At 46.3% G+C, this 24,360-nt stretch carries 24 protein-coding genes; 7 read left to right on the top strand and 17 right to left on the bottom strand.

Going from position 1 to position 24,360, the window contains the following annotated elements; all coding sequences use genetic code 11:
• Positions 1 to 45 precede the first annotated feature (45 nt).
• Together BST85_RS12465 and BST85_RS12470 are read left to right on the top strand one after the other, a co-directional pair.
• On the top strand, positions 46 to 2,646 hold the full coding sequence (locus BST85_RS12465; protein WP_104813558.1) for a TonB-dependent receptor: 2,601 nt from the start codon (positions 46 to 48) through the stop codon (positions 2,644 to 2,646).
• Between the two features lie 91 nt (positions 2,647 to 2,737).
• Complete coding sequence (locus tag BST85_RS12470) at positions 2,738 to 3,184, top strand: hypothetical protein (protein WP_104813559.1); 447 nt, start codon at positions 2,738 to 2,740, stop codon at positions 3,182 to 3,184.
• 3 nt (positions 3,185 to 3,187) lie between these two features.
• Here BST85_RS12470 and BST85_RS12475 read toward each other — a convergent pair whose 3' ends face one another.
• A complete protein-coding gene (locus BST85_RS12475) occupies positions 3,188 to 4,261 on the bottom strand; it encodes an endonuclease/exonuclease/phosphatase family protein (RefSeq protein ID WP_219842123.1) in 1,074 nt (357 codons plus the stop codon).
• A 208-nt stretch (positions 4,262 to 4,469) separates the two neighbouring features.
• Between BST85_RS12475 and BST85_RS12480 the strand changes: the two genes are divergently transcribed.
• The 4 genes from BST85_RS12480 to BST85_RS12495 are packed head-to-tail and all read left to right on the top strand — an operon-like array spanning position 4,470 to position 9,360.
• A complete protein-coding gene (locus BST85_RS12480) occupies positions 4,470 to 7,271 on the top strand; it encodes a peptidase associated/transthyretin-like domain-containing protein (RefSeq protein ID WP_104813560.1) in 2,802 nt (933 codons plus the stop codon).
• A gap of 6 nt (positions 7,272 to 7,277) precedes the next feature.
• Positions 7,278 to 8,645, top strand: coding sequence for a DUF5689 domain-containing protein (locus BST85_RS12485; protein WP_104813561.1), 1,368 nt, complete (start codon positions 7,278 to 7,280; stop codon positions 8,643 to 8,645).
• Between the two features lie 60 nt (positions 8,646 to 8,705).
• The gene (locus tag BST85_RS12490) at positions 8,706 to 9,044 is read left to right on the top strand and encodes a type II toxin-antitoxin system RelE/ParE family toxin (RefSeq protein ID WP_104813562.1); all 339 of its coding nucleotides are present in this window, start codon (positions 8,706 to 8,708) and stop codon (positions 9,042 to 9,044) included.
• Positions 9,034 to 9,360, top strand: a complete 327-nt coding sequence (locus BST85_RS12495) for a helix-turn-helix domain-containing protein (RefSeq protein WP_245917694.1) — start codon at positions 9,034 to 9,036, stop codon at positions 9,358 to 9,360. Before BST85_RS12490 ends, BST85_RS12495 begins: the two co-directional genes overlap by 11 nt.
• On the opposite strand, the gene BST85_RS12500 is transcribed toward BST85_RS12495, so the two are convergent.
• Both BST85_RS12500 and BST85_RS12505 read right to left on the bottom strand, forming a co-directional pair.
• Positions 9,355 to 10,302 carry a PorP/SprF family type IX secretion system membrane protein gene (locus tag BST85_RS12500; RefSeq protein WP_245917695.1) on the bottom strand — a complete coding sequence of 316 codons (948 nt, stop codon included), beginning with the start codon at positions 10,300 to 10,302 and terminating at the stop codon, positions 9,355 to 9,357. The genes BST85_RS12495 and BST85_RS12500 overlap by 6 nt on opposite strands.
• Before the next feature lie 52 nt (positions 10,303 to 10,354).
• The gene (locus BST85_RS12505; RefSeq protein WP_104813563.1) at positions 10,355 to 11,299 is read right to left on the bottom strand and encodes an endonuclease/exonuclease/phosphatase family protein; all 945 of its coding nucleotides are present in this window, start codon (positions 11,297 to 11,299) and stop codon (positions 10,355 to 10,357) included.
• Positions 11,300 to 11,373: 74 nt separating this feature from the next.
• On the opposite strand from BST85_RS12505, the gene hflX reads away from it, so the two are divergent.
• A complete protein-coding gene (hflX, locus tag BST85_RS12510) occupies positions 11,374 to 12,588 on the top strand; it encodes a GTPase HflX (RefSeq protein WP_104813564.1) in 1,215 nt (404 codons plus the stop codon).
• Here hflX and BST85_RS12515 read toward each other — a convergent pair.
• The 14 genes from BST85_RS12515 to BST85_RS12580 form a co-directional block, all read right to left on the bottom strand.
• Positions 12,585 to 13,547 carry a DUF3078 domain-containing protein gene (locus tag BST85_RS12515; RefSeq protein WP_104813565.1) on the bottom strand — a complete coding sequence of 321 codons (963 nt, stop codon included), beginning with the start codon at positions 13,545 to 13,547 and terminating at the stop codon, positions 12,585 to 12,587. The genes hflX and BST85_RS12515 overlap by 4 nt on opposite strands.
• 99 nt (positions 13,548 to 13,646) lie before the next feature.
• Entirely contained in the window at positions 13,647 to 14,159 is a 513-nt protein-coding gene (locus tag BST85_RS12520; protein ID WP_104813566.1) for a DUF2480 family protein, read from the bottom strand.
• On the bottom strand, positions 14,159 to 15,598 hold the full coding sequence (locus BST85_RS12525; RefSeq protein WP_104813567.1) for a hydroxymethylglutaryl-CoA synthase family protein: 1,440 nt from the start codon (positions 15,596 to 15,598) through the stop codon (positions 14,159 to 14,161). Before BST85_RS12525 ends, BST85_RS12520 begins: the two co-directional genes overlap by 1 nt.
• Positions 15,599 to 15,608: 10 nt before the next feature.
• Positions 15,609 to 15,935, bottom strand: coding sequence for an SUF system Fe-S cluster assembly protein (locus BST85_RS12530; RefSeq protein ID WP_104813568.1), 327 nt, complete (start codon positions 15,933 to 15,935; stop codon positions 15,609 to 15,611).
• Positions 15,936 to 16,364, bottom strand: a complete 429-nt coding sequence (locus tag BST85_RS12535) for a SufE family protein (RefSeq protein WP_104813569.1) — start codon at positions 16,362 to 16,364, stop codon at positions 15,936 to 15,938.
• Between the two features lie 2 nt (positions 16,365 to 16,366).
• Positions 16,367 to 16,723 (bottom strand): META domain-containing protein, encoded by a 357-nt coding sequence (locus BST85_RS12540; RefSeq protein ID WP_181040020.1) that lies wholly within the window; start codon positions 16,721 to 16,723, stop codon positions 16,367 to 16,369.
• A gap of 80 nt (positions 16,724 to 16,803) precedes the next feature.
• Positions 16,804 to 18,021, bottom strand: a complete 1,218-nt coding sequence (locus BST85_RS12545) for an aminotransferase class V-fold PLP-dependent enzyme (RefSeq protein ID WP_104813571.1) — start codon at positions 18,019 to 18,021, stop codon at positions 16,804 to 16,806.
• A gap of 23 nt (positions 18,022 to 18,044) precedes the next feature.
• A complete protein-coding gene (sufD, locus tag BST85_RS12550) occupies positions 18,045 to 19,358 on the bottom strand; it encodes a Fe-S cluster assembly protein SufD (protein ID WP_104813572.1) in 1,314 nt (437 codons plus the stop codon).
• Positions 19,359 to 19,376: 18 nt separating this feature from the next.
• Positions 19,377 to 20,129 carry a Fe-S cluster assembly ATPase SufC gene (gene sufC, locus BST85_RS12555; RefSeq protein ID WP_104813573.1) on the bottom strand — a complete coding sequence of 251 codons (753 nt, stop codon included), beginning with the start codon at positions 20,127 to 20,129 and terminating at the stop codon, positions 19,377 to 19,379.
• A 2-nt stretch (positions 20,130 to 20,131) separates the two neighbouring features.
• Positions 20,132 to 20,560, bottom strand: coding sequence for a hypothetical protein (locus BST85_RS12560; protein ID WP_146090721.1), 429 nt, complete (start codon positions 20,558 to 20,560; stop codon positions 20,132 to 20,134).
• Positions 20,561 to 20,579: 19 nt separating this feature from the next.
• Positions 20,580 to 22,028, bottom strand: coding sequence for a Fe-S cluster assembly protein SufB (sufB, locus tag BST85_RS12565; protein ID WP_104813575.1), 1,449 nt, complete (start codon positions 22,026 to 22,028; stop codon positions 20,580 to 20,582).
• Between the two features lie 11 nt (positions 22,029 to 22,039).
• Positions 22,040 to 22,369, bottom strand: a complete 330-nt coding sequence (locus BST85_RS12570) for a HesB/IscA family protein (RefSeq protein ID WP_104813576.1) — start codon at positions 22,367 to 22,369, stop codon at positions 22,040 to 22,042.
• 132 nt (positions 22,370 to 22,501) lie between these two features.
• Positions 22,502 to 23,569, bottom strand: coding sequence for a cytochrome-c peroxidase (locus BST85_RS12575; protein ID WP_181040021.1), 1,068 nt, complete (start codon positions 23,567 to 23,569; stop codon positions 22,502 to 22,504).
• A gap of 5 nt (positions 23,570 to 23,574) precedes the next feature.
• On the bottom strand, positions 23,575 to 24,360 hold the full coding sequence (locus BST85_RS12580) for an MbnP family protein (protein WP_104813577.1): 786 nt from the start codon (positions 24,358 to 24,360) through the stop codon (positions 23,575 to 23,577).

Genomic DNA, 24,360 nt, shown 5'->3' on the forward strand with positions numbered 1-24,360 from the left:
GGATTGGTGTAATTTTGCGGTGCAATATTATCTAATCTTTCAACTATGAAAAGACTTTTACTATTAGTCTGTTTATTAGCGAGTTTCGTCGCTTTTTCACAAGGCACCTTAACGGGTAACGTGGTCGATACCGATCTGGGAGGACCATTGAACGGGGCCAATGTGTTGGAATCCGGAACCAGCAATGGTACGATCTCGGATTTCGATGGTAATTTCACCATCAATGTAAGTTCTAATTCAGGGTCTATTGAGATCAGTTATTTGGGTTTCAGCACTCGAGTGATCAACTTCACCCTGACCAACGGTTCGGCCGACTTGGGAGCTATTTCCATGGTAGCCGATGCCGACGCCCTGGCCGAGGTTGTTATTGTCGGTACAGGGATCATCGATTTGGCAACAGATCGACAAACCCCGGTAGCGGTTTCTACTGTGACTGCCCAGGAGATTCAGCTGAAGTCTGCGGGTAACCGGGAATTTACCGAGTCCTTCAAAAATGTACCATCGGTCTATGTGTCTAACCAAGCCGGAGGTTTTGGAGATAGCCAGGTATTCTTACGTGGTTTTGACGACACCAACACAGCCTATCTTTTGAATGGTCAGCCGATCAATAGTCAGGAAGATGGTCGTCTGTTCTGGTCTAACTGGGCCGGTATGGCCGATGTAGCCAATGCCGTTCAGGTTCAAAGGGGACTTGGATCTTCAAAACTAGCCATCTCGTCTGTAGGGGGTACGGTAAATATCGTTTCCAAGACAACCGAGCAAAAACAGGGAGGTTTTGTACGTTTCCTGGCCGGTAACGATAGTTACTTCAAAGGAACTGCTTCCTATAATACCGGAGTGAATGATAAGGGATGGGCTTTCTCTTTCCTGGTCGACCACTGGCAAGCCTACCGAAAGTACTCGGAAGGTACTCAGGGACAGGGGCAGAACTACTTGTTCTCTGTTGGGTACAAACCAAACGACAAGCACGCTTTCAACTTCTTGATCACCGGTGCTCCTCAGTGGCACGATCAGAACTTCTCTGACGATCTGGAAACCTACGAGCAATTTGGAGAAAAATATAACGGAAATTCCGGATTCAGGGATGGAGAACGCTTTACAGAGCGTCGTAATTACTACCATAAGCCGGTAGCCAACCTGAACTGGGATTTTGATATCAACGAATCATTGGATCTGTCTACTGTGTTGTACGCATCCTGGGGCCGCGGTGGTGGAACCGGAATGCTGGGACGAGGATCCAGAGTTCGCGGTATGGACGGACGTATCCTTTGGGACGAGATCGTTCAGAATAACATAGATGACTCCGACAACGGTATAGGGAACTTCAGTGATTCCCGAGTGCGAAGAGCGTCTATTAATAACCACAACTGGTACGGAATGCTATCTAACCTGAACATTGAGGCCAACGAGAACTGGTCTTTCAATGTTGGTTTTGATGGCCGACTGTACAATGGTGACCACTGGCGTCAGATCAACGACCTGGTCGGACTGACCGGTTTCCAGGATAATTTCCGTACCGATCGTCCAGACGACTACACCTTCACTAATACTTATGAGGCCGACCCTTGGGCAGCTTTGTTCGATTTTGCAGATGAAGAAGATCGTACCCAATATGACTATTCTGAGAATATCAATTACCTAGGTGGATTTGGTCAGGCCGAGTACCGTACCGATCACTTTTCTGCCTTCTTCCAGGGAGCTCTTTCTACACAGTCTTTCCAACGGGAAGGTCGCTTTATCGGAACCGGGGACGGTTTGGGTAAATCCGAGAAGCTGAACAAGACCGGTTACAATGTAAAAGGTGGTCTGTCTTATAGCTGGGACGAAAAATCAACCGTCTTTGGTAATGCCGGGTTCTTCTCACGTCAACCATTCCTGGACAACATCTTCCAAGACATTCGTAACTCCAATACCATAATCACACCAGAGATCGACAACGAGGAGATCACAGGTTTTGAAGGTGGATACCGCTTTAAGAGCAGCAACTTCCGTCTGAATGTCGATGTGTACTACACGGAGTGGGCTAACCGCTTTGTACAGACCGGTGGAGAGGACGATTCTGATCCGGAAAATCCGGTTTTCTTTACCGATCGCTTTACTGGGGTAACCCAGGTGCACCAAGGGGTGGAATTCGATTTCGAGTACCGACCTGACCTAGGTGGTTGGAGACTGCGTGGTTACGGTTCTATCGGTAACTGGAAGTATGACGGTGAGACTCCGTTCACTCGTCAGAATGACGATACCGGAGATTTCATCATCACCGACGGCGTATTGGATCTGACTGGAACCAAAGTGGGTAATGCCCCTCAGACTTCCTTCGGAGCCGGACTATCCGTTAACATCCTGGAAAACCTGATTGTCGATGCAGACTACAACATCTATACAGACCTGTACGGATTTGTTGATCCGGATGACGTGATCGAGGCCGCTCAAATGGGCATGACCTACCAGGCCGAGCGACTTCCTGCTTATACACTATTGGACATGGGTGCTACCTACAGATTCCAATTGGGTGATCAGCGTTTTGTCCTGCGAGCCAACTGTTACAATGTGACTAACGAGGCCTATATCAACCAGAAGAATGCCTTTGGTTATTACCTGGGTATTGGACGGACTTACAATGCCTCCCTGCGTTATAACTTCTAGTCTATTTGACTATCTAACCTTAGAAAACCACCCCAAAACGGGGTGGTTTTTTAGTTTTTATGGGCTACCTTTGGTCGAGTAATTCGATGTTATGTTCTACACTACCGTACAGTTTTTACACTCCTGGTGGGCCTATTTGGTCCTGATCGTTGTTATTGTTGCCACTCTGAATGCCTGGGGTGGTGTTTTGAGTAAACGCGAATACCGGCCGCAGGACTTTCGCCTGGCGCTCTTCTCCCTGATCGTTACCCATATCCAGTTCCTCATCGGGCTGGTCCTTTATTTTGTATCCCCCCTGGGGCTAAAGAACATCATCAATAATGGGATGGGAACCGTAATGAAGGACGCCACCATGCGTTTGTATGCCGTAGAACACCTCACCGTAATGATCTTGGCCGTGGCCTTTATCACCATTGGCTACAGCCGGCATAAGAAGAAGCGCTTAAGCGATAAGAAGCTAAAAAGCCTGGCTGTATTCTACACCCTGGCCCTTATCCTGATGCTCAGCCGGATCCCCTGGGCTGCTTGGTTGGGGTAGGTTTTACTCTTCAACTGGTCGGATCAACTGTATATAAACAGGGAAATGGTCGCTATATCCACCAGCATACCGACCGTTTTGCATGGCCCGCATTGGGTAGCCCTTATAAGGACCAGTTTTAGTGATGAGGAATTCTGGGTTGAAAATCCCTGATCTATACAGTTTGAAGGAGTTGTCTTTTCCGGTTATAAGTTTTCTAGAGACCAGGATCTGATCGAATAAGTTCCATCCATCGCGCCAGGCAAGGGTCCCTAGCCCCAGCTTAGACATTCGAATCATGGGGTTGTAAAGACTGTGACTATTTGCTTGATCAATCTTATCAGTAGAGCCCAAGTCACTAAGTACACTTTTGTCAACTGGATCATCGTTCAAGTCTCCCATCACGATCAATGCAGCATCTGGTTGTCGTTCGAAAAGGGAATCGGAAATTGAACGTGTTAATCGCGCTGCAGCTCTTCGGTGTTTGTAACTTTTCATCTTTCCACCTCGTCTGGAAGGCCAGTGGTTGACGATCACATGTATCATTTGATCTTCAAGTAGACCGCTCACCACCAGTTGGTCACGGGTATAGTATCGCTTGCTCAAGTCCTTTTCGTCCCAAAGTGGTAATTCGTATGAATGGGTATTTGTTGGGATGAAGTAGAGGGGATTGTAGATCAGACCCACATCAATCCCTCTTCGGTCTGGTGAGTCATGGTGGATTATTCTCAAATTGTATTGACCTAGGTGTTCAGTGTTGATCAAGTCTTCCAGAACCTTCTGGTTCTCTACTTCACAAACTCCTATCAGAACGGGTGAGCGGTCAGTTGTTGATGCTCCAATTAAAGCTATCGTTTCGCTCAGCCGCTCGAGTTTTTGGTTGTAGCTCTTATCAGTCCATCGGTATTTCCCTGTTGGCGTCCATTCATGATCATAGGTCAAAGGGCTATCAATAGTGTCAAATAAGTTTTCCAGGTTGTAGAATGCGATGGTATGGACGCGATATGACTTTTTGATGTTCTCATTCTGATTATTCTGTCCAAGACATAAGTTAAGCGGAGAACATAGGAAAAATAGAGCGACAATTCTGTAATACATAAAACTTCATATGAGGGAGATTGGTTTGTCAAATCTAAATCTTGAGAAATTCTCCAAGGGCTGAATTCTTGAATAGATAGATGCTTTTCAAGTATATGGATCAACTTGGCTTCTGGAACTTAAATCTCTCTTATACATTAGCCTCATCTTTTACCGGTGATCTCCCCCAAAGTGGACAATCTTGATTCGTTTGATTTGTGCTTTGTGCATGACCAGCAGCATTATGGCTCAGTCTGTCATTATTCACGGGAGGGTATATGAGGAACACAGTATGCTTCCTTTACAAGGTGTAGAGGTTCAATTTCTCGACTTGGAGTTAAAAGTCCAAACCAACACGAATGGGGAGTTTGTATTCCCGCCGCAGTCCAAAATGACTGGTCATCGTCAATTGCAGTTTTCTCTAACAGGGTATCGCTCGCTCAAGTTGAATATGATTGTGGAGGACCAGGACAGTATTGGCTTAGATCCGATCATTATTTCGGTAGACATAAACTCGGTTGAGGACAGTAGTTCGATCATTGAATTAGTTGCAGATGATGTAGATCGCGCTGGTTTCGAATCCTATACAAGTCCACAGTTGCTTTCGTCCTCCAAGGATGTTTTTACCAGGGCAGCGGCCTATGATTTTAGCGCCACTTTCTTTAGGCAAAGAGGCTTGGGTTCTCGATTCCGACGGGTGCTGATCAACGGACAAGTGATGAATGATCCGGTGACGGGCTTGGCAAACTGGTCTCTCTGGGGCGGATTGAACGATGGGTTCCGAAGGCAAGAATTATTCCCGCACTCCAGGATGAGTCCTTATCACAACGGGAGTTTGGCTGGAGTTACATCTTTTCAATTAGATCCGATGCTTTATCCAAAACGTACTAGTGTAACCGCATCCTTGTCCAACAGGAACTACGGAAGTCGCATCATCGGTTCCTATTTTTCAGGTTTACTCAGGAATAATTGGTCTATCGGGCTTGTTGGGTCGTTGCGCTCAGGGCAAGGTTATTTCGAAGGATCCGCTTATCAGGCGTATGGCGTGATGTTAATGGCTAGCAAACAATTGACCGATAGATCATCCTTGGTTGGCTGGGCGGCTTATACTCCTACCATCAGGGGGTTGAATTCTTCCCTGACCAATGAGGTATCACAGCTAAAGAGCAAGGATTACAATCCGAACTGGGGTTGGATGGGAGATAGACAAAGGAATAGTCGTGAACGGTCTGTTCGCATGCCTTTAGGTCAATTGTCGTATAGACATGGATTTGGGAATGGGTCGGACTGGGCAATCACTTTGGGATATGCCCATGGGTATATCGGTACAACGCGCATTGACTACGGAGGAACTCAAGCTCGGGTCACAACGGATGGTCAAACATATTTTATTGGGGGTGGGCGAAATCCTCGACCAGACTACTATCAGAATTTACCGAGCTATCAATTGAGAGAGGCGGAACCGAGCCCAATTGATTATCAGAATGCCCTTTTATCGCAAAGTGATTTTGAGTCTAACGGGCAGCTGGATTGGGAGGACATATTCAGTGTCAACAGCTCAAACGCGCTGGTCGGAAACAATGCTGTCTATATTCAGAGTCAAGACCGTCAACAGACCGATAGAATCTGGCTCAGTTCACAATTTAACTCAGCTCATTTAAATCATTATAACTGGAGAGCTTCTCTTTCTATTCTGCGATCCAGAGACGAATTTTTTGCATATGTAGTTGATGAATTGTTGGGACACGGATTTTTGGATATCGATCAGTTTGCCGATGCTCAAGAAGAGCGGCTGGCGTCTGAAGTTGCCCAGTCCGATCTTAGAAACCCGAATAGGATTGTCCGGAAAGGAGATAAATACAAGTACAATTATGTCTTGAATACAAATAGCGCCACACTGGATTTCTGGATGAGCTTTCGCAAGCGAGCTTGGCAGGTTGAACTTGGCGTAAATGGAGGGGTAGCTCGATTTCAACGAGAAGGGTTGTACGAAAACGGCTTGTTCCCAGGGGGCAATTCGCTGGGGAAGTCAGACCCGATATCGCTGAGTAATTTCGGGTTGAAGTTAATGGGGCAATATCGTTTGGAAGGACGTCATGTAATTGATCTTGACTTTGTCGGAATTCTGGAGACTCCACCCGCAAGGTCAATATTTATAAACCCCAGGCAAAATAATTTTCTGCTCACCAATCTTCAAAACGAGAAGTACCTTGGATTGAACCTGGGCTATCATTTGCGATATCCAGGATTAAAAATTGATGTATCGGCCTATGGTCTTCTTAGGTCAGATTATAATAGGACACAGTACTATTTTACAGAGGATATAGCGGGACGCGGTAAGGATAATGCCGCTTTCGTACAAGAAGAACTAAGTGGGATTTCGAGCCGGCATATTGGATTCGAATGGGGAGTGGAATGGGAAGCCATGGCGGGAGTTAGTATGAGAACAGCTGGTTCTGTGGGTCAATTTATATATATCAATAATCCGGAAATATTTCTACACAGTGAGGACTTTCAGGGCTATCAAATAGGATCGGGTAAGTCAAGCTTGTCTGGTTATCATCTTCCTGTGGGACCGCAGACTGCAATTCAGTTTGGTATTGATTACCGAAGTGAGGATTTCTTTTGGATAGGATGCTCGGCCAATTACTTTGCTCGTTCCTTTACTGGGGTGAGTGCGCTGGCGCGCTCTTCTAACTTCCACTTGGATTATGATGGTCTGCCGATTGTTGATTACGATCCCCACATAGCTAAACGGATTTTAGCCCAAAAGAAACTGCCAGACTTTGTGATTTTCAATTTGGTTGGAGGAAAATCCTGGTTGATTGATGGGGTGATAGTGGGCGTATTTGTCTCATTGAATAATGTGTTGAATCATCGATATGTAACCGGTGCGAGAGAATCTTCTCGCTATGCAAATTATCGGGAGGCTGCTAAGGACTTGGGAAGGCTTTATGGCCCTTTATTCGGCATCAAATCCTTTCCGGGTATGGGGACTACCTACTTCTTAAATATTTATTTGAAACGTTAGTACATTATGAAACATTTGGTCTTATTATGGTTTGGGCTACAACTATTTTACGCCTGTCAACCGATCGATAGGCTTACTTATCAAGGAGAAGATATCGACTTTTCTTCTCCGGAAAGAATAGTCTCTATCCCCGCTCTCATAGGAGACTATTCTCAAAGAACAGAACCCGTGCTTTACAATGATTCTACTTTGTTTGTAAGCGGGTTTGTCGTTTCTAGCGATCGCAGTGGAAATTTTTACAAAGAGCTCATCATTCAAGACCAACCTTCCAATCCAGAATCGGGGCTAAGGGTGTTGATCAATTCGACCCAGTTGTACACCAGGTATCCAATTGGCAGGAGGATTTTTATACGTCTTTACGGGCTTACACTAGACCTTGCCAATGGAATTTATACCCTGGGAATTGCTGATAATTCCGGAATGCAAGGAATTCATACTAAGTCGGAAGACTATCTTATCTGGAGGGATACACTTGAAGTTCAAATCACTCCATTGAACCTAAACGTTTCAGATTTGCCCGAAATGGAAGAAGAATCGGCTTCCGCGAAATCGGTTAACAGATGGGTCAGCCTGGCAGATTTTCAATTTAATCGCAATGAGGTGCTCTCAGAACCTCCTATGACTTTTGCGTCAGAATCAACTGATCAATTCGACGGGGAAAGGTTGTTGGAAAGTTGTCTGGACAATCAGCAAATTATTTTGAGTACTTCGGTGTATTCGGATTTCAAATCGATCTCATTGCCCGAAGGAAGAGGTGAAATTCATGGAATCCTAACTAAGAACTTCTTCGGGGATGCGTACAATCTTGTTGTGAATGACCCACTCGATATTGAATTCGTGAATGCGGAGCGCTGTGATCCACCCCCGGCCTTTGTGTTTGAAGATTTTAATGGATTTGATGGATTCGATGAAGTAGAAGATTCTGGGTGGAGAAGTGTCAATCTTTACTATGAGGAATTAGGCTGGTCATTGGGTGAATTCGACGGAAACAAATACCTCCAGATTTCAGGTTATAACTCTGACGAAGATGAAATTGAAGTGTGGTTGATCAGCCCCATAGTCGACATGGATCAAACGGTAGATGAAAGTATTGCTTTGGATATCCAAACCAGTTTTAACAATGGCGCAGAACTGAGACTTTGGTACTCCGATGACTATAACGGCGAAGTTGAAGAGGCAAATTGGTATCCCTTGGAGATAACTATCCCTGAAGGGTCGGAAAGTGGCTTTGGAGAATTCGAAGAAACTGTATCCCAAGACCTCACCCATCTCGTGGGGACTATACATTTTGCCTTTTCCTATTCGGGCTCAGACCCTGGCGCAACCACTCGTTTTCATTTGGATAATTGGACAGTGAGAGGGACAAGTGAATAAAATTCATTTAAAAAGTTTACATATACAGAAACCTTTTATTAATTTTGAAACTAATAAACCGTGAAAGCGAGGTTTGAAGTAGTCTTACTTGAAGAGGCAATTATTTTTCTTGACAGTCTCGATGGAAAGACCAGGGAAAAAATTTTATTTAATCTTGACAATTCGAGATTTGTAATTGACCCTAAGTTATTTAAAAAGCTGGCTGAGAATGTCTGGGAGTTTCGCACAATTTACAAAGGAATTAGTTATCGTTTATTCGCTTTTTGGGACAAGAGGGATAATGTAAGAACACTAGTTATTGTTAGTCACGGTTTTAAAAAGAAAATGAATAGAGTGCCGATAAGAGAAATTAGAAAGACTCAAAAAATCAGATTAACTTATATCAATAATGAAAACTAAAGAGCAAGCACGAGTTAGTTCGAACAGGATGATGACCCTCGATCAATACAAGGACAAGCAACTTGGTCTCCCAGGTAGCCCTACCCGTGACCAATATGAATTTGATCTGAAGGTAAAGGTCATGGGTGATATGATCAAGGCAGTTCGAAAAGAACGTGGCCTGACCCAACAGCAACTTGGAGAATTAATTGGGGTACAAAAAGCCCAGATCTCCCGTTTAGAAAGGAACACCAAGAATATCACAGTTGGAACTATATTGAAAGTCTTTCAAGCCCTTCAGGCACAAATCAGATTTACCGTTCAACTCGAATCATAAAAACCTCGGCGGGATCACCCGGCCGCCATCGCCAAAGACAATATCGAAGGAGAGAATGATCTCGTGGGAAGCGCCACCCACATTGCTCAACGGAGAGACCACCGCATCATAGGCGTAGCCGATTCGCATCATGTCAGAAACCCAAATACCCACAAGGCCAGAGAAAGAATCTCCCAATCGATAGGACACCCCACCTTCAACTGTATTTACAATTAAGACATTCATATTGATGTCGAAGGTCCAGGGAGATCGAAAGGTTCCTTTTAGCATGGCCGATGGCCTTAGGGAAAGATCATCAGAGACCACCAGCAGATAACCTCCAGCGATAAACATATGGTTGCGCTCATTGCCGTATTTCAGGCCGTTCTCGTCCAGGTGGACCGAGGTCAGCAAATTGGGTACAGACAGGGAGATAAAATAGTCTGAGGTATAGTAATAAGCCCCAATTCCGAAATTCGGATATACTTTGCTAATATCCTGGCTAAAGAAAGGATCAAGAGGGTCTACCACATCCAGTTCCGTCAGACCGACGTCATGGAAGGTCGCTCCAGCTTTAAGACCCAGAGCCAGGTATTGGTCCCGGCCAAACTGTAGCGTATAGGAATAATCTGCGTAGACATTGGTCTCTTGTACCGGCCCTAATCGGTCCCTGATAGCAGATAATCCCAGGCCGGACTCTTCGCCAAAAGGGGAGTGGGCACTGAACGTGTAGGTCTCAGGTGCTCCCTCCAGGCCAGACCACTGGTTGCGGTACAACAGATTGGCGTTGAGCAGACCTTGTGACCCCGCATAGGCTGGATTCACCACAGAAAGGTTATACCGGTACTGGGTATAATGCGGGTCTTGCTGTGCAAAAGTAGATACTGAAACAAGCGCCAGTAAATACAGGCACCTCAGGGGGACGGATATGTGCTTTATACAGAACAAAACAGCGGAAGGCAAGCTAATCAAATTTGGTCAAAATAGGACGGCCGAAAGTCAATACCGATAAAAGCTATCGTTCCTCTCTCAGGTCGAAGAGGGTATAGACCGGGAAATGGTCACTGAAGCCGCCCAGGTACCGTCTTCCTGCGAACGTTCTGAAAGGGTTCCCTTTAAAACGCCCCCTAAATTCCCTGATGTCCTGTGGGCTATGGATATGTGCCTCCCTGAAGCGGAACGGATTGGGGTGTGGGTGTTGCAAATTAGGGCTCATCAGGATCTGGTCAAATAGGTTCCAGTTGTCCTGGTAATTCAAACTGCCTAATCCCCGCCTATGGAGATCTTCCATGGGGTTGTACAGACCATCGTCGGTCAAAGTCTTGACCGAGAGGCTATGGGGGTCATCGTTTAAATCTCCCATAACAATGACTCGGGCGTTGGCGTCCTGTTCCCGGATGGCTTGGATGACCTCCAAGTTACGATTAGCAGCATCAACACGTCGCGGTTCTGTCAGTTCCACTCCGGCCCTGCGGGACGGCCAATGATTTACCAGGACATGTACCCGGTGCCCGTTAAGTACCCCCTGTACATGAAGGATATCACGGGTAAAGTCCCGCTGTCCGCGTTCATTGACTAGGTGAAGGGTGTGGACCTGTTGCTGTTCTACGCGAAAGAAGCGTTTCCGATAGATAAGTGCCGTGTCGATCCCTCGTTCGTCAGGCGAATCAAAGTGGACCAGGTCATACCCCTTTTTTCTGAGGAACTTACTTTGTATCAACCTTCGGACCACCTCTTCGTTTTCCACTTCGGCTATCCCCAGTATGACAGGGCTGTGGCCAATATCCCGATAGCCTATGCTGGAGATGACCCTACCCAGTTTCTTCAGTTTCTTTTGGAGGCGTTTTTCATCCCACCTCCGGTCCGAATTCTCTGTGAAATCATCATCTAGGGTTTTCGGGTCATTTACTGTGTCGAATAGGTTCTCCAGATTGTAAAAGGCGATACAGAATTGGCTCATAGGTCTTGATATTCAGGCTTAAATTACGAAAACAGGGTCATTTGGGTTTTGTACCTTTGGCGGGCACTATTGTTATGCTGGAAAAAAAGACACACGAATACGAAAAAGCCATCCTGATCGGACTGATCACGCGGGACCAGGACCAGGAGAAATCTCAGGAATACCTGGACGAGCTGGAATTCCTGGCATTTACCGCCGGAGCCCAAGTACTCAAACGGTTTGTCCAACGCATGGAGATGCCCAATTCCAAAACCTTTATCGGTAGCGGGAAGATGGAGGAGGTACGTGTTTTTGTAGAGGAGAATGAGATCGGTACTGCAGTATTTGATGACGAATTAAGCCCGGCCCAACAAAAGAATATAGAGCGCATCCTAAAGTGTAAGATCATAGACCGGACCAACCTGATCCTGGATATTTTTGCCCAAAGAGCGCAAACCAGTTATGCCAGGACCCAGGTAGAATTAGCTCAATACGAATACCTTTTGCCTCGTTTGGCAGGTATGTGGACTCACCTGGAGCGACAGCGTGGAGGTATTGGGATGAGAGGACCCGGGGAGACGGAGATCGAAACGGACCGCCGTATTGTCCGGGACCGGATATCCCTGCTAAAGGCCAAACTGGCCAAGATCGACAAGCAGATGGCTGTCCAAAGAGGCAATAGAGGCTCCTTGGTGAGAGTGGCCCTGATCGGTTATACTAACGTGGGCAAATCGACCCTGATGAATGTGATCTCCAAGTCTGATGTCTTTGCCGAGAACAAGCTATTTGCCACCCTGGATACCACGGTCCGAAAGGTGGTTATTGGGAACCTGCCTTTCCTGCTGAGTGATACTGTTGGGTTTATCCGAAAGTTGCCAACCCAGTTGGTGGAGTCTTTTAAAAGCACCCTGGATGAAGTCCGGGAAGCGGATCTTTTACTGCATGTTGTGGATATTTCACATGCCTCATTTGAGGATCATATTCGCTCTGTGAACAGCATACTTGACGAGATCGATTCTGCAGACAAGCCCGTCCTGATGGTCTTTAATAAGATCGATGCCTACAAGCCGGAGGTTATCGATGAGGACGACCTCGTCACTGTTCCGACCAAGGCCCATTACACCCTAGAGGACTGGAAGCAGACCTGGATGAATACCATGGAGCAGGATGCCATCTTTATCTCGGCTCTTAACAAGGAGAACCTGGAAGAGTTCCGCAAGACGGTCTACAAAAAAGTAAGGGAAATCCATGTGACTAGATTTCCCTATAATAATTTCTTATATCCAGAATCCCTGGAATACGAGTCTTAGTATCCGAAGGTCAGACCTACGCTAAGTACCTCCCTGATCTGGAAGCCACGTGCTGCGTTATCGTCGTAAATGGCCTGGAAGATAAAGTTGGCCGAGAGCCAGCTGTTCACTGACATAATCAGGTTCATGGTGTAGTCTATGTCAACATTCTGCGGATCCTCTAAGTAGTTAGAATATAAGTTAAGTTGATTCCGCATTAGGACATTCTCAATAAGTTGGAAATTGGCGGTAGCTTGAATAGAGGCACCAAACTCAAATCGGCTGGTATCCCCGGCATCAATACCAAAGTATCGCATATCGCCATCCAATTGGTTGCCTGGGTTATTTGGGTCAGTAAACTGGCTCGCAGCGAACACAAATCGGGCTGATGCGGGGGCGATATTAACCTTAAGGTTTTCGCTTTTCTTCCACAACATACCGGGACCAAACTGTAAGTAACCCGGAGACATGAACTTGGTTTCCAATTCTCGGGTGGTAACCTCTACAGGAATCAATTGGTCCGGGTTTTCGGGGTTAGGAACTAAAAACTCTGTGTCAGTATCTTCAAACCCTTTGTCAAATTGGGTTCGGAAGTTCAGGAAGAACGAAGCATACCAGTTGGTCTGCTTGATCCGGCGACCCACGGTGGAGGTAAATTCCAAGCGGTCGTTGGTCTTCTGGTCAAATTCAGAATCCTTAAAACGGGTTTTACCATAATCTGCCCAGATTGTGTTGTCCCAAACCCATGGCCCGTTCTTGTAATCAATCTGTTGGACACCGGATAGTTCGACTGCAATATTGCTGGTTCCACCGGCTTGCCACTCTTTGTTGAAAGCGGCCTGGCTCAATAGCAAGGAGGCAGACCCACTGAATCTCCAGCCATCAGGTATGGTATCGTTAATCTGATCCGCCACATCCTGGCTAAAACTTAAACTAGTTACAAATACTAAAAGTAATGATAGGTGTAATGATTTTTTCATAGTTAGAGGTTAATAATAATTATTAAAAATACAATAAAGCATTGATTTACAAAGCTTCAATTGAATTAGGTTCTAATACTAGCTTCTGTTTGAAGCAAGCTAGGATTTTTTTCTCTTGTACAGCGGAACGGAGGAACAGGCCTCACCGTACATGATGCTTCGGGCGACCGGCTGAAGATGGTTGGCCAGCATCAGATAGGCCTCTTCCGGGACAGGTTTGTGGGAACAGCCTTTAATGATGACGGGTTTGTCCCTATAAGGATCCGGATCGATTGTAGAAATGATTGATTGATAAAGTGAACGCTCAAGTTCCTGGCCACTGCCCTGGGCAACCGCTTCAGCAATTCCGCTAAGCTTGAGACCAACCAGCATAAAGGCCCAGCCCGGGAGTATGGCGTCCGTGCTACAGATCAGGTTGACATAAGCACCTTGATATGGACTCCAGTCGAAATGATCCAGTGCCTGTCGGAATTCCTTTTCCTTCAAAATAAAGCCCTGGTCCAGCCATTGGGAAAGATCGACAGTCATCCGAGGGCCCTCAGGATAGAATTCCTCCAGATCGACGGTGATCAATGCACTATTGGCAACCCGATTGACTATCTCTTCACTCATTATTGAAACTGGCTATAGGTACGAAGTCCTTTTCTGGTCTCTACTTCGGTCTCAATTTTGTCTAAGGTGACTTGATCGGCTGGGCCAACGGCCTCTGTTAGTTGCCTCAGATGTAGTTTTTCGTAGGTATCCACATCAATGCGTGTTCGGGTGCTCAGGTCTTGGAATAAAGAGAGAATCTCCGTTGCTGTTTTCCAACCTTCCATTACCCGTCCCTGGAATACTTTGGACTTACTTCCACTGCCGTAGGCAATCAGTCCGATTGTCTTTTCGCTTAAATCGTGATCTCCAAGGCTTGCTTGTTGAAAAAGACTGAGTAAGGACATGAAGATGGAAGCGGTATACATGTTCCCAATAGCGGAAGAAGCAACTTCCCCCATGGCGATCTTTTCCTTGACAAATGTCTTATACAAGGTAGATTTGGATGCCGCTTTTAACCAAGCTTTTTTATCCTCACCCTGTTCGCCGATCTCTACCAACAGATCCTGATAGGATGGTTTGCTGGAGATCCAGGACAGCCAATTGTCAAACACTATCCTTCTTCCGTGATAGGCATAGGGCAGGTGAAAGACGAGATGGTCCCAATCTTTCAGAAAATCGGTAGGTTGTTGTTGGTTAAAATGAGCAAAGGCTTCGGTTATGCGGTCGCTATAGCATTGATTGGAATATTGACCGTCAAAGACGGGCTCTTCCTTGAAAAGTTCGAAGATCTGGGCCTTTTCTGACCAAAATTCAGAATTGGTATCTCCCAATAAGTTTTCTATCGACTCCGCATCCATGGCACCATTCAGCTTTGCGGCCATATCCTCTAAAAGCTCATTGCGATCAAAATAACGTCTGGGTTTAAAGAAGTCACCCACGCTTTGGGTAGCTACTCCCCAACTATCGTCGATACTCAGTATTCTGGGATTACTCCTTAAAAGCACAGCGACGGCTCCCGCTCCCTGAGTGTATTCTCCGGTGGAGTTGAGTTCGTATTTAGACACATCGGAGGCAATTACGATGGCTTGCCTGTCTTGACCGGCACGCACCCAATCCAGGCAATTCTGCATGGCGTCTACGGCTCCGATGCACGCAAAGGTCATATCCACAACATCGCAGTGCTTTAAGCTGCGCGGTCCAAACTGTGCACTTAAGTGATCTTCCAGCGATCCCATGGCATAAGTTGCCGTTGGTTTAGATCCGTCAACGGCACTTTCGGTACCTAGATAGATCCGTCCAATTTTTGCCGGATCCAACTGCTGATCGTTGAACAATCTGATCAAAGCATTGGCTGCAAAACTAGCGGCATCTTCGTTGGCATCGGGTACAGCCATCTGTTCCAGCCCCAAGCCGAACTTTAATTTCTCATAAGGGATCCCTCGCCGTTCGGCCAGATCGCTCATCTCTAGATAGAGACGGGGGACGTAATACGAAATGGCATCAATACCTACATTCATGGTGCTCAGATTACAGCATTCCTAATTCTAATTTGGCCTCTTCGCTCATCAGATCCTGGGTCCAGGGAGGATCGAAGGTGATCTCCACCTCGGCGTCCTTGACCAGCTTGATGGACTTGACCTTATCTTCTACTTCCACGGGTAAGGTTTCCGCGACCGGACAGTTTGGTGTGGTCAGGGTCATCAGTATCTTCACCTCGTAATCCTCGTTCACAAGAACGTCGTAGATCAATCCGAGTTCGTATATATCCACGGGAATCTCTGGGTCGTAAACGGTTTTCAGGACCTTCACGATCTTCTCGCCCAATTCCGTAGTATCCATGGTTATTTCACTCATTTAACTCGTCTTTTGTTGGGTGGCAAAGGCCAGCCCATATAACTTCATTTGTTTGATCATAGAAACCAATCCGTTGGCTCTGGTAGGGGATAAATGTTCTTTGAGCCCGATCTGGTCAATGAATTCCATATCTGCCTCCGCAACCTCCTGTGGTGGCTGTCCGGATAAGCTGCGTATCAGTATAGCAATTATCCCTTTGGTGATCACGGCATCACTGTCTGCCGTAAATACAACATTTCCGTTATCCATATTGGCATCCAGCCAAACCCGGCTTTGGCAGCCTTTGATCAGCTTGTCGTCCGATTTGCGCTCAGGATCGATCATTGGGAGTGTTTTACCCAGTTCGATCATGTGTTCATACCGGGCCATCCAGTCATCGAACATGGCGAACTCATCGACTATCTCCTCTTGTATCTCAGCAATTTTCATTTCTATTGATTCGCGTTGGAAGCAGCAACGATCAATACCGATTGATCCTCTGCATCCAGCAATTCGAGTTTGTCATCGGACCAACGGTAGGACCCTACCAATTCCATGGTCGAGAGAAACTGTTGTTCCAATTCCATTTGTTCTTCCGGGCATGCCATCATGGTGCTGGCCAATTTGGCAAAGCTCAATTCTTCCCCTTCGCTCAGGTATGCCCCAAAGAAATTGTTGCAAGCAGATTTTCCACTTACTTTGGACTCTACCGTATCCAGGGCAAAATTCACCTCAATATTTTCCGGTATTAATTTTCCTTGAACGGACTGGACAATGAACTCACCGGCCAATGGTTTGTTGGCATCCATGGTGTTTTTGTTTTTACCTCCGCAAGAGGCAAGTATTAAGAATAAACAGCTTAAGGATAGGATTGTTTTCATAGGATTGCTTAAGATAGCATCATTTTAGCTTTTTTAACGGCTGCAACCAGCCGATCCACCTCTTCCAGGGTATTGTAAAACGCAAAAGAGGCTCTGACCGTACCCGGTATCTGGTAAAAGTCCATAATGGGCTGGGCACAATGATGTCCGGTGCGCACGGCTATACCCATCTTGTCCAATAGGGTTCCGATATCGTATGGATGTATACCATCGATATTGAAAGAGATCACTGAAGTCTTTGCCGTGCCTTCTCCGTAAATTACCATTCCATCTATTGCAAGCAGTTGCTCTGTTGCATAGTCCCGAAGGCTCTCCTCTTGTTCCCTGATGGCATCGAAGCCAATTTCGTTTAAGTAATCGATAGCAGCTCCAAAGCCAATACCACCTGCAATGTTGGGTGTTCCTGCTTCAAATTTATGGGGTAGGTCAGCATAGGTTGTCTTCTCGAATGTCACCTCTGCTATCATCTCTCCCCCTCCCTGATAAGGAGGTAATTTTTCCAGCCAGCTTTCCTTCCCATACAACATTCCAACTCCGGTTGGACCGCACATCTTATGGGCAGAGGTTACGTAGAAATCTACGCCCAGTTCTTGAAGATCCGCTACCACATGCGAACAGGCCTGGGCCCCATCTACCAACACTGCTGCACCGTGCTGATGGGCTTTTAGAATTATTTCTTCGATCGGGTTGATGGTACCTAGAGCGTTGGAAATATGGTTTACAAAAACCAAACGGGTCTTCTCATTCAGAAGTTCTTCATAGTCCTTCATGATAAGACTTCCCTCTCGGTTCATAGGAATGACACGCAGGATTGCCCCGGTGCGTTCACACAACATTTGCCAGGGCACAATGTTGCTATGATGTTCCATGGCAGATACCAGCACTTCATCTCCCGGTTGAAGTAGAGATGAGAATCCATTAGCGACCAGGTTAATCCCATGGGTAGTGCCTGAAGTGAAAATGACTTCCCTGCTGTGTTCTATATTGAAATGGGCTCTTATCTTTTCCCGGGCTGCCTCATATGCGTCTGTCGCCTCTTGTGAGAGGGTATGTACTCCACGGTGGATATTGGCGTTGTAGCGGCTGTAGTAATCCACTAATGAATCGATCACTGCCTGAGGCTTTTGAGAAGTGGCCGCATTGTCTAGGTAGACCAAGGGCTGGCCGTTGACCTCTCTTTTTAGAATAGGAAATTGCTCGCGTACGCGACTAACATTAAATGCCATAATGAATCCGCCTGATCGAGGATCTACAGGTCAAATCCGAGATTCACCCCGATCTTGTTGGCAATAAGTTTGTTGATCCGGCTTTTTAGCTCCGGGATTTTTACACTTTCTAGCACATTATTTGCAAAGGCGTACATCAAAAGGGCACGCGCTTCTTTCTTACCGATACCTCGGCTTTGTAGATAGAAGAGCGCCTCTTCGTCAAACTGTCCAATAGTACATCCATGAGAACATTTTACATCGTCCGCAAAGATTTCCAATTGGGGTTTGGCGTTAATGGTCGCCTTATCACTGATCAGGATGTTGTTGTTTTGCTGGAAGGCATCTAGCTTCTGAGCATCTTTTTCTACATAGACCTTGCCGTTGAAAACGCCCACTGAGGAATCGTCGTACAGACCTTTGTAATCCTGATGACTCTCACAGTTTGGTGCATAGTGGTGGACCAGGGTATTGTGATCAACATGCTGCTTGTTCTCCAAAATGGTTACCCCATTTAAGGTAGAATCACAGCCTGGCCCTTTCTGATAGAAGTTCAGGTTGTTCCTGGTCAGCTTACCTCCTAAAGAGAAGGTATGGACCCGGCAATGACTGCCTCTTTCTTGAGAAATGTAGGTACTGTCTATCAAAGTTGAAGACTCCCGGTCATTCTGGATCTTGTAATAATCAACATAAGCCTGTTGCTCGGCAAAGATCTCGGTGACCGAATTGGTCAATACCGGATTGTCTGACAAGCTCTGGTGTCTTTCGATGATCTGTACATGTGCGTTCTGTCCAACAACGATCAGGTTTCGCGGCTGAATCATCAGGGCTGCTTCATTTCCTGTGGAGAAGTTGATGATCTCTATCGGTTTTTCTACTTCCCTGTGCTTAGGGATGAAGATATACGCACCCTCTCGCGCAAATGCGGTGTTCAGGGATGTCATGCTGTCTTTCGGGGCCACCTTGTTAAAGTAGGTCTCGATGACCGCTTTATATCTATCCTTGCTCAAGGCAGCGGTCAGCAGGCATACATCCATACCGTCGTGAGTGGTTTCAGACAGGAAGGAGTTGTACACTCCATCCACAAAGACGATCTTGTACGTGTCCACATCGTAGAGGAAGTACTTCTTGACGTCTTTAAACTCCAGGGCACTTTCCAATTTAGGGAAGATGCTGTAGTCTGGTTTCAGAACACTGTTCAGGGATGTGTATTTCCAGGCCTCTTGTTTCCGGGTTGGGAAACCTTCGGTCTCAAATTGCCGCATGGCCTCCGACCGCACATCGTGTATGGGCGAATCGGCATCCAAATGATCTTCGAATGCCAAATAGGAGGACAGTAATTTATCTTTCAGTTTCATGCTTTCGTTTGCTAAGAATCAGGCGTTTACCTCTTCCTTGATCCAGTCGTATCCTTTTTCTTCTAGCTCGTAAGCCAGCTCTTTAGGTCCGCTCTTGACGATCTTCCCGTCCATCAGGACATGAACGAAGTCCGGAACGATATAATCCAACAATCTTTGATAGTGAGTGATCACTATTACCGCATTATCGTCACTTCTCAGCTTGTTCACTCCATTCGCGACTATCTTCAGCGCATCGATATCCAGTCCAGAGTCCGTCTCGTCCAAGATTGCTAATTTGGGCTCCATCATGGCCATTTGGAAGATCTCGTTACGTTTCTTTTCACCACCCGAGAATCCTTCGTTCAACGAACGGGACAAAAACTTGCGGTCGATCTCTAGTAGATCTGCCTTTTCGCGAATCAATTTTAGCATTTCACCAGCTGGCATATCCTCCAGACCTTTTGCTTTACGGGTCTCATTGATGGCTGTTTTGATGAAATTGGTCACCGAAACACCCGGTATCTCCACCGGATATTGAAAGGACATAAAGACACCTTTGTGCGCTCTTTCCTCAGGATCCAATTCTGTTACATCTTCCCCATTCAGCAGGATCTCTCCCTTGCCGATCTCGAATTCTTCCTTTCCGGCCACAACCGATGCCAAGGTACTTTTACCAGAACCGTTAGGTCCCATGATGGCATGTACCTCACCAGGGGCAACATCCAGCTGAATACCTTTTAGAATCTCTTTGTCCTCTACACCAGCGTGCAGGTCGTTGATTTGTAACATAGCTAGTTTTTTTCTTCTAGTTTTATTTCGGCAGGTGAGGGAGTTTCACTCACACTGACAATTTCTTTGATGGTCAGGACTTCATCCCAACCTTCTTCGCCTTCTGCTTTTGGCTCAACAATTCCGTAAACAATGACTTCGACCATATCGAACTCACTCTCCTTTACAGGAGCAACTCGGTCCGCTAAAACCTGGGCCATGGAGTCCAATTTGACCCCGTAAATGAAATTCTTTCCATTCAGGACAGCACCATCCGCTACATAGATGAATTCTCCTCGGTAGGAGTTGTAAAGGGGTTTATCCGCAGAGGCAATCTCTTCAGTTTCCACAACTTCGGAACCTTCTACCACCGTTTGTTCTTCCCCTTCTTTCCCTTTACAGCCGATAAGGATCAGCGCAAAGAGGAGTCCGTAAATACTTTTATTGATCATGTTGTTGTTGTTTGTCATGTTATCCAACCGAGCCTTCCAGGCTGATTTCCAATAATTTTTGAGCTTCTACCGCAAACTCCATAGGAAGCTTGTTCAATACTTCTTTACTGAATCCGTTTACGATCAGGGCGATGGCCTTTTCGGTGTCTATTCCACGCTGATTGCAGTAAAAGATCTGATCTTCCCCGATCTTGGAAGTTGTCGCCTCGTGTTCAATCTGGGCCGTTTTGTTCTTGGCTTCGATGTATGGGAAAGTGTGGGCCCCGCATTTGTTCCCCATCAGTAAAGAGTCACACTGAGAGAAGTTCCTGGCTTGATCAGCATTGGGGTTGATCTTCACCAGCCCTCTGTAGCTATTCTGTGAGAAACCTGCAGAAATCCCCTTCGAAATGATCGTACTGCGGGTATTCTTCCCTATATGGATCATCTTGGTTCCCGTATCCGCCTGCTGGTAATTGTTGGTAACAGCGATGGAATAAAATTCCCCTACAGAGTTATCTCCCTTCAGCACACAGCTTGGATATTTCCAGGTTACGGCACTTCCGGTCTCCACTTGTGTCCATGAGATCTTGGCGTTCGTTTCGCAAAGTCCTCGCTTGGTCACAAAATTGAAGACTCCTCCCTTTCCATCTTTTCCCCCAGGGTACCAGTTCTGAACTGTAGAATATTTGATTTCGGCATCGTCCAGGGCAATGAGTTCCACAACGGCAGCATGCAACTGGTTCTCATCACGCATGGGTGCCGTACAGCCTTCCAGGTAGCTCACATAGCTACCTTCGTCTGCGATGACCAGGGTCCGCTCAAACTGACCGGTCCCCGCCTGGTTGATCCGGAAATAAGTAGAGAGTTCCATAGGGCATCGAACTCCCTTCGGAATATAGCAGAAAGAACCATCGCTAAATACCGCGCTGTTCAATGCTGCGTAAAAATTATCTTTTTGTGGAACAACCGTTCCGATGTATTTCTTGACCAGTTCTGGATATTCCTGGATAGCTTCGGAGATCGAACAGAAGATGATCCCCTTCTCGGCCAAGGTGTCTTTGAAGGTAGTAGCCACAGAAACAGAGTCCATGACAATGTCTACTGCCACTCCTGCCAGTTTCTTTTGCTCTTCCAGGGAGATCCCAAGTTTATTGAAGGTTTCCAGTAATTCCGGATCGACTTCATCCAGGCTTTCGTATTTCGCTTTTTTTGCTGGAGCTGAGTAATAGGAGATATCCTGAAAGTTGGGCTTGTCGTAATTCACATTGGCCCATTCGGGCTCTTCCATTTGCTTCCAGGCTGCAAAGGCTTCAAGCCTCCATTGTGTCATCCATTCAGGCTCTTCTTTCTTCTTGGAGATAGCCTTAACGATGTCTTCATTCAATCCTACAGGAAAGGTATCGGATTCTATATCCGTGTAGAACCCATACTCGTACTCCTTGGTCTCGAGTTCCTTCTTCAGATCATCTTCGGTGAACTTATTCATTCCGTCAGGTTTTAAAGGGAGAAACTCTCTCCACAGCCACAGGTCCTGTTGGCATTGGGGTTATTAAAAACAAATCCTTTCCCGTTAAGACCACCACTGTACTCCAGAGTTGTTCCTACCAGGTATAAAAAGCTCTTCTTGTCGACCACGATACGGATCTGATTGTCTTCAAAGATTTTATCGTTGTCCAGTTGCTCGCTATCAAATTTTAGGTCGTAAGACAAGCCAGAGCATCCGCCACTTTTTACACCGACCCGGACATAGTCCTGATCGTGGCTAAAGCCCTCGTCTGTCATTAGTTGAACCAATCTGCTTTTCGCTGTATCACTTACTTTGATCATCGCTAAATGCACTTAGTCTAAGTTGGATTGCAAAGATAAGTCAAAACGGGTGTTTCGGCTCGAAAGGGTCAGAAATTAAGCTGATACGGCCATAGATTTATACAATAATTAACAATCTCTGACCACGGCCTGTCAATTCCCGGGATTGGGAAGGGGTGGGGGAAGGATGAATTCAGGGTCGGAGAGTGCGAGCAAAAAAGCCTTAAGATCGGCCTTATCTTGCGGACTCAACTGCACTCCTCCTTGGTTGACGGCCTTCATCAAGGGGTCGATTGTTTCCGAGAAAACCAGGCCTTCACTGTAATGATCAATGACCTCATCCAAGGTTTCAAAGCGGCCATCATGCATGTAGGGTGCAGTATAAGCTAAGTTACGGAGAGAAGGGGTTCGAAAGAGTCCAAACTCCCTGGGATCACCCGTAACAGCACCTAGGCCACGGTCGGTAATGACTTCGTCCAGGCCATTATTGTGAAACGCATTATCAGTCCAAAGCGGGTTGTTTCGATTTCCATGACAGTGGAAACAATCCCCTCTGTCTTCGTCCATAAATACGTCAAATCCATTCTGCTCTGAAGGGGTTAGTTCGATCTCTCCGAGCAGAAAGCGGTCAAACCTGGTATTTCCGGACACCAGGGTTCGGATAAATTGTCCTAGTGCCTTGGTCACTCTTGCAGAGTCGATTCCAGCTGTTCCAAAGCTTTCTTCAAAGAGTTGAGGGTAGTTGGCGGTATTTTCGAGGGTTTGAACAACATTTTCCCAGCTGTTGTTCATCTCCACAGGGTTAGTCACTGGTTCAAATGCTTGCTCTTCCAGTGAATTGGCACTTCCGTCCCAATTAAAGGTGTTTATGTTCCAGGCCAGATTGTGCAAGGGCATAGAGTTTCTCATGCCTTCTTCTCCGGTGACACCCAAGCTAAACTGTCTGTTGTCCGAGAAGGCTGCAACAGGGTCGTGACAACTGGCGCAGGAAATTGAACCGTCTACTGACAAGGCACGATCAAAGAACAATCGTTGGCCAAGAGCAATTCCATCCTCAGTCAGGGGGTTGTTTGCCGGGATATTTGGCTCCCCAAGCAATTGTTGAAATAGAGCCGGAGCATCTATACTTGCTGGAGTAGGGACATAGGCGGTATCATCCTCTGAATTGTCGCAAGCAATTAGAAGAACCACTAAACTTAACCAACTCCATCTTTTTAACATTGGATCTATTCGTCCACCAAGATCTGGGAAGTGAACACAGACTGTGAGTTTTCTTTCATCATGATCTGAGCATCAAAGTTGCCCATCAATTCAACATCCATCTGGTTGAGGTCCCAAAGGTTAGGGTCCTTGAACCACTGAGAGATGTCCATATCTATATTGATGATAACATCAGACGCCACTGCCGTTAATTGCGGGTTGTCAAAAACCACATGATTGGGCACGAAAACACCTGGTTCCTGACGGGCCGTTCCGTTGTGGAAGTTGTAAGGGTTTGGTGTGGTATCCACATTGTAATTTCCATCCAGTTGCATGAAGTGATAACCGCCGCCTAACTCTTCCGGCCAGTTCCAAAGTACCGTGTTGAGGTCGCTGTATTGTCCACTGACATTGTCGCCTTCGTTGAAACCATATGTAAAGGCTAATCGGTAGCCGCCAGCAGGAATGTCAATAGGAGGAAGAAAGGTGTTAGTTGCCGGATTTCCCAGGTCTATCAACTGATAGTCGGCCAGCGGAAATTGTTGTCCGTTGGAGTTGATCAGTACTACCCGAGAGATCAGAAAGCGCAATCTGGTGATCGTCATTTGTTCTCCGTTCTCGTTGGTAAAGACTGTTTTATTGTAGTCTTGATTGGTAACTTCTGTTCCACCCCAGTTTTGAGTAAAAGTTAGCGTGGCTCGGAATAGTTCGGCAGGATCGTCATCCGCAATCGGAGTATCTCCGCCATCATCACTTCCGCAGCTGGTAATTACCAGCAGCAAGCTTAAAAACAAAAGTGCTTTTTTCATCAT

The sequence above is a fragment of the Aureitalea marina genome (assembly GCF_002943755.1).
Classification (GTDB): Bacteria; Bacteroidota; Bacteroidia; order Flavobacteriales; family Flavobacteriaceae; genus Aureitalea; species Aureitalea marina.

Coding starts and splice junctions, on each gene's coding strand:
- BST85_RS12480 (WP_104813560.1), top strand. CDS start 4,470: ATGACCAGCAGCATTATGGCTCAGTCTGTCATTATTCACGGGAGGGTA.
- BST85_RS12470 (WP_104813559.1), top strand. CDS start 2,738: ATGTTCTACACTACCGTACAGTTTTTACACTCCTGGTGGGCCTATTTG.
- BST85_RS12520 (WP_104813566.1), bottom strand. CDS start 14,159: ATGAGTGAAGAGATAGTCAATCGGGTTGCCAATAGTGCATTGATCACC.
- BST85_RS12485 (WP_104813561.1), top strand. CDS start 7,278: ATGAAACATTTGGTCTTATTATGGTTTGGGCTACAACTATTTTACGCC.
- BST85_RS12475 (WP_219842123.1), bottom strand. CDS start 4,261: ATGTATTACAGAATTGTCGCTCTATTTTTCCTATGTTCTCCGCTTAAC.
- BST85_RS12570 (WP_104813576.1), bottom strand. CDS start 22,369: ATGATCAAAGTAAGTGATACAGCGAAAAGCAGATTGGTTCAACTAATG.
- BST85_RS12530 (WP_104813568.1), bottom strand. CDS start 15,935: ATGAGTGAAATAACCATGGATACTACGGAATTGGGCGAGAAGATCGTG.
- sufB (WP_104813575.1), bottom strand. CDS start 22,028: ATGAATAAGTTCACCGAAGATGATCTGAAGAAGGAACTCGAGACCAAG.
- BST85_RS12580 (WP_104813577.1), bottom strand. CDS start 24,360: ATGATGAAAAAAGCACTTTTGTTTTTAAGCTTGCTGCTGGTAATTACC.
- BST85_RS12535 (WP_104813569.1), bottom strand. CDS start 16,364: ATGAAAATTGCTGAGATACAAGAGGAGATAGTCGATGAGTTCGCCATG.
- BST85_RS12515 (WP_104813565.1), bottom strand. CDS start 13,547: ATGAAAAAATCATTACACCTATCATTACTTTTAGTATTTGTAACTAGT.
- sufD (WP_104813572.1), bottom strand. CDS start 19,358: ATGAAACTGAAAGATAAATTACTGTCCTCCTATTTGGCATTCGAAGAT.
- hflX (WP_104813564.1), top strand. CDS start 11,374: ATGCTGGAAAAAAAGACACACGAATACGAAAAAGCCATCCTGATCGGA.
- sufC (WP_104813573.1), bottom strand. CDS start 20,129: ATGTTACAAATCAACGACCTGCACGCTGGTGTAGAGGACAAAGAGATT.
- BST85_RS12560 (WP_146090721.1), bottom strand. CDS start 20,560: ATGATCAATAAAAGTATTTACGGACTCCTCTTTGCGCTGATCCTTATC.
- BST85_RS12465 (WP_104813558.1), top strand. CDS start 46: ATGAAAAGACTTTTACTATTAGTCTGTTTATTAGCGAGTTTCGTCGCT.
- BST85_RS12495 (WP_245917694.1), top strand. CDS start 9,034: ATGAAAACTAAAGAGCAAGCACGAGTTAGTTCGAACAGGATGATGACC.
- BST85_RS12505 (WP_104813563.1), bottom strand. CDS start 11,299: ATGAGCCAATTCTGTATCGCCTTTTACAATCTGGAGAACCTATTCGAC.
- BST85_RS12575 (WP_181040021.1), bottom strand. CDS start 23,569: ATGTTAAAAAGATGGAGTTGGTTAAGTTTAGTGGTTCTTCTAATTGCT.
- BST85_RS12545 (WP_104813571.1), bottom strand. CDS start 18,021: ATGGCATTTAATGTTAGTCGCGTACGCGAGCAATTTCCTATTCTAAAA.
- BST85_RS12525 (WP_104813567.1), bottom strand. CDS start 15,598: ATGAATGTAGGTATTGATGCCATTTCGTATTACGTCCCCCGTCTCTAT.
- BST85_RS12540 (WP_181040020.1), bottom strand. CDS start 16,723: ATGGATGCCAACAAACCATTGGCCGGTGAGTTCATTGTCCAGTCCGTT.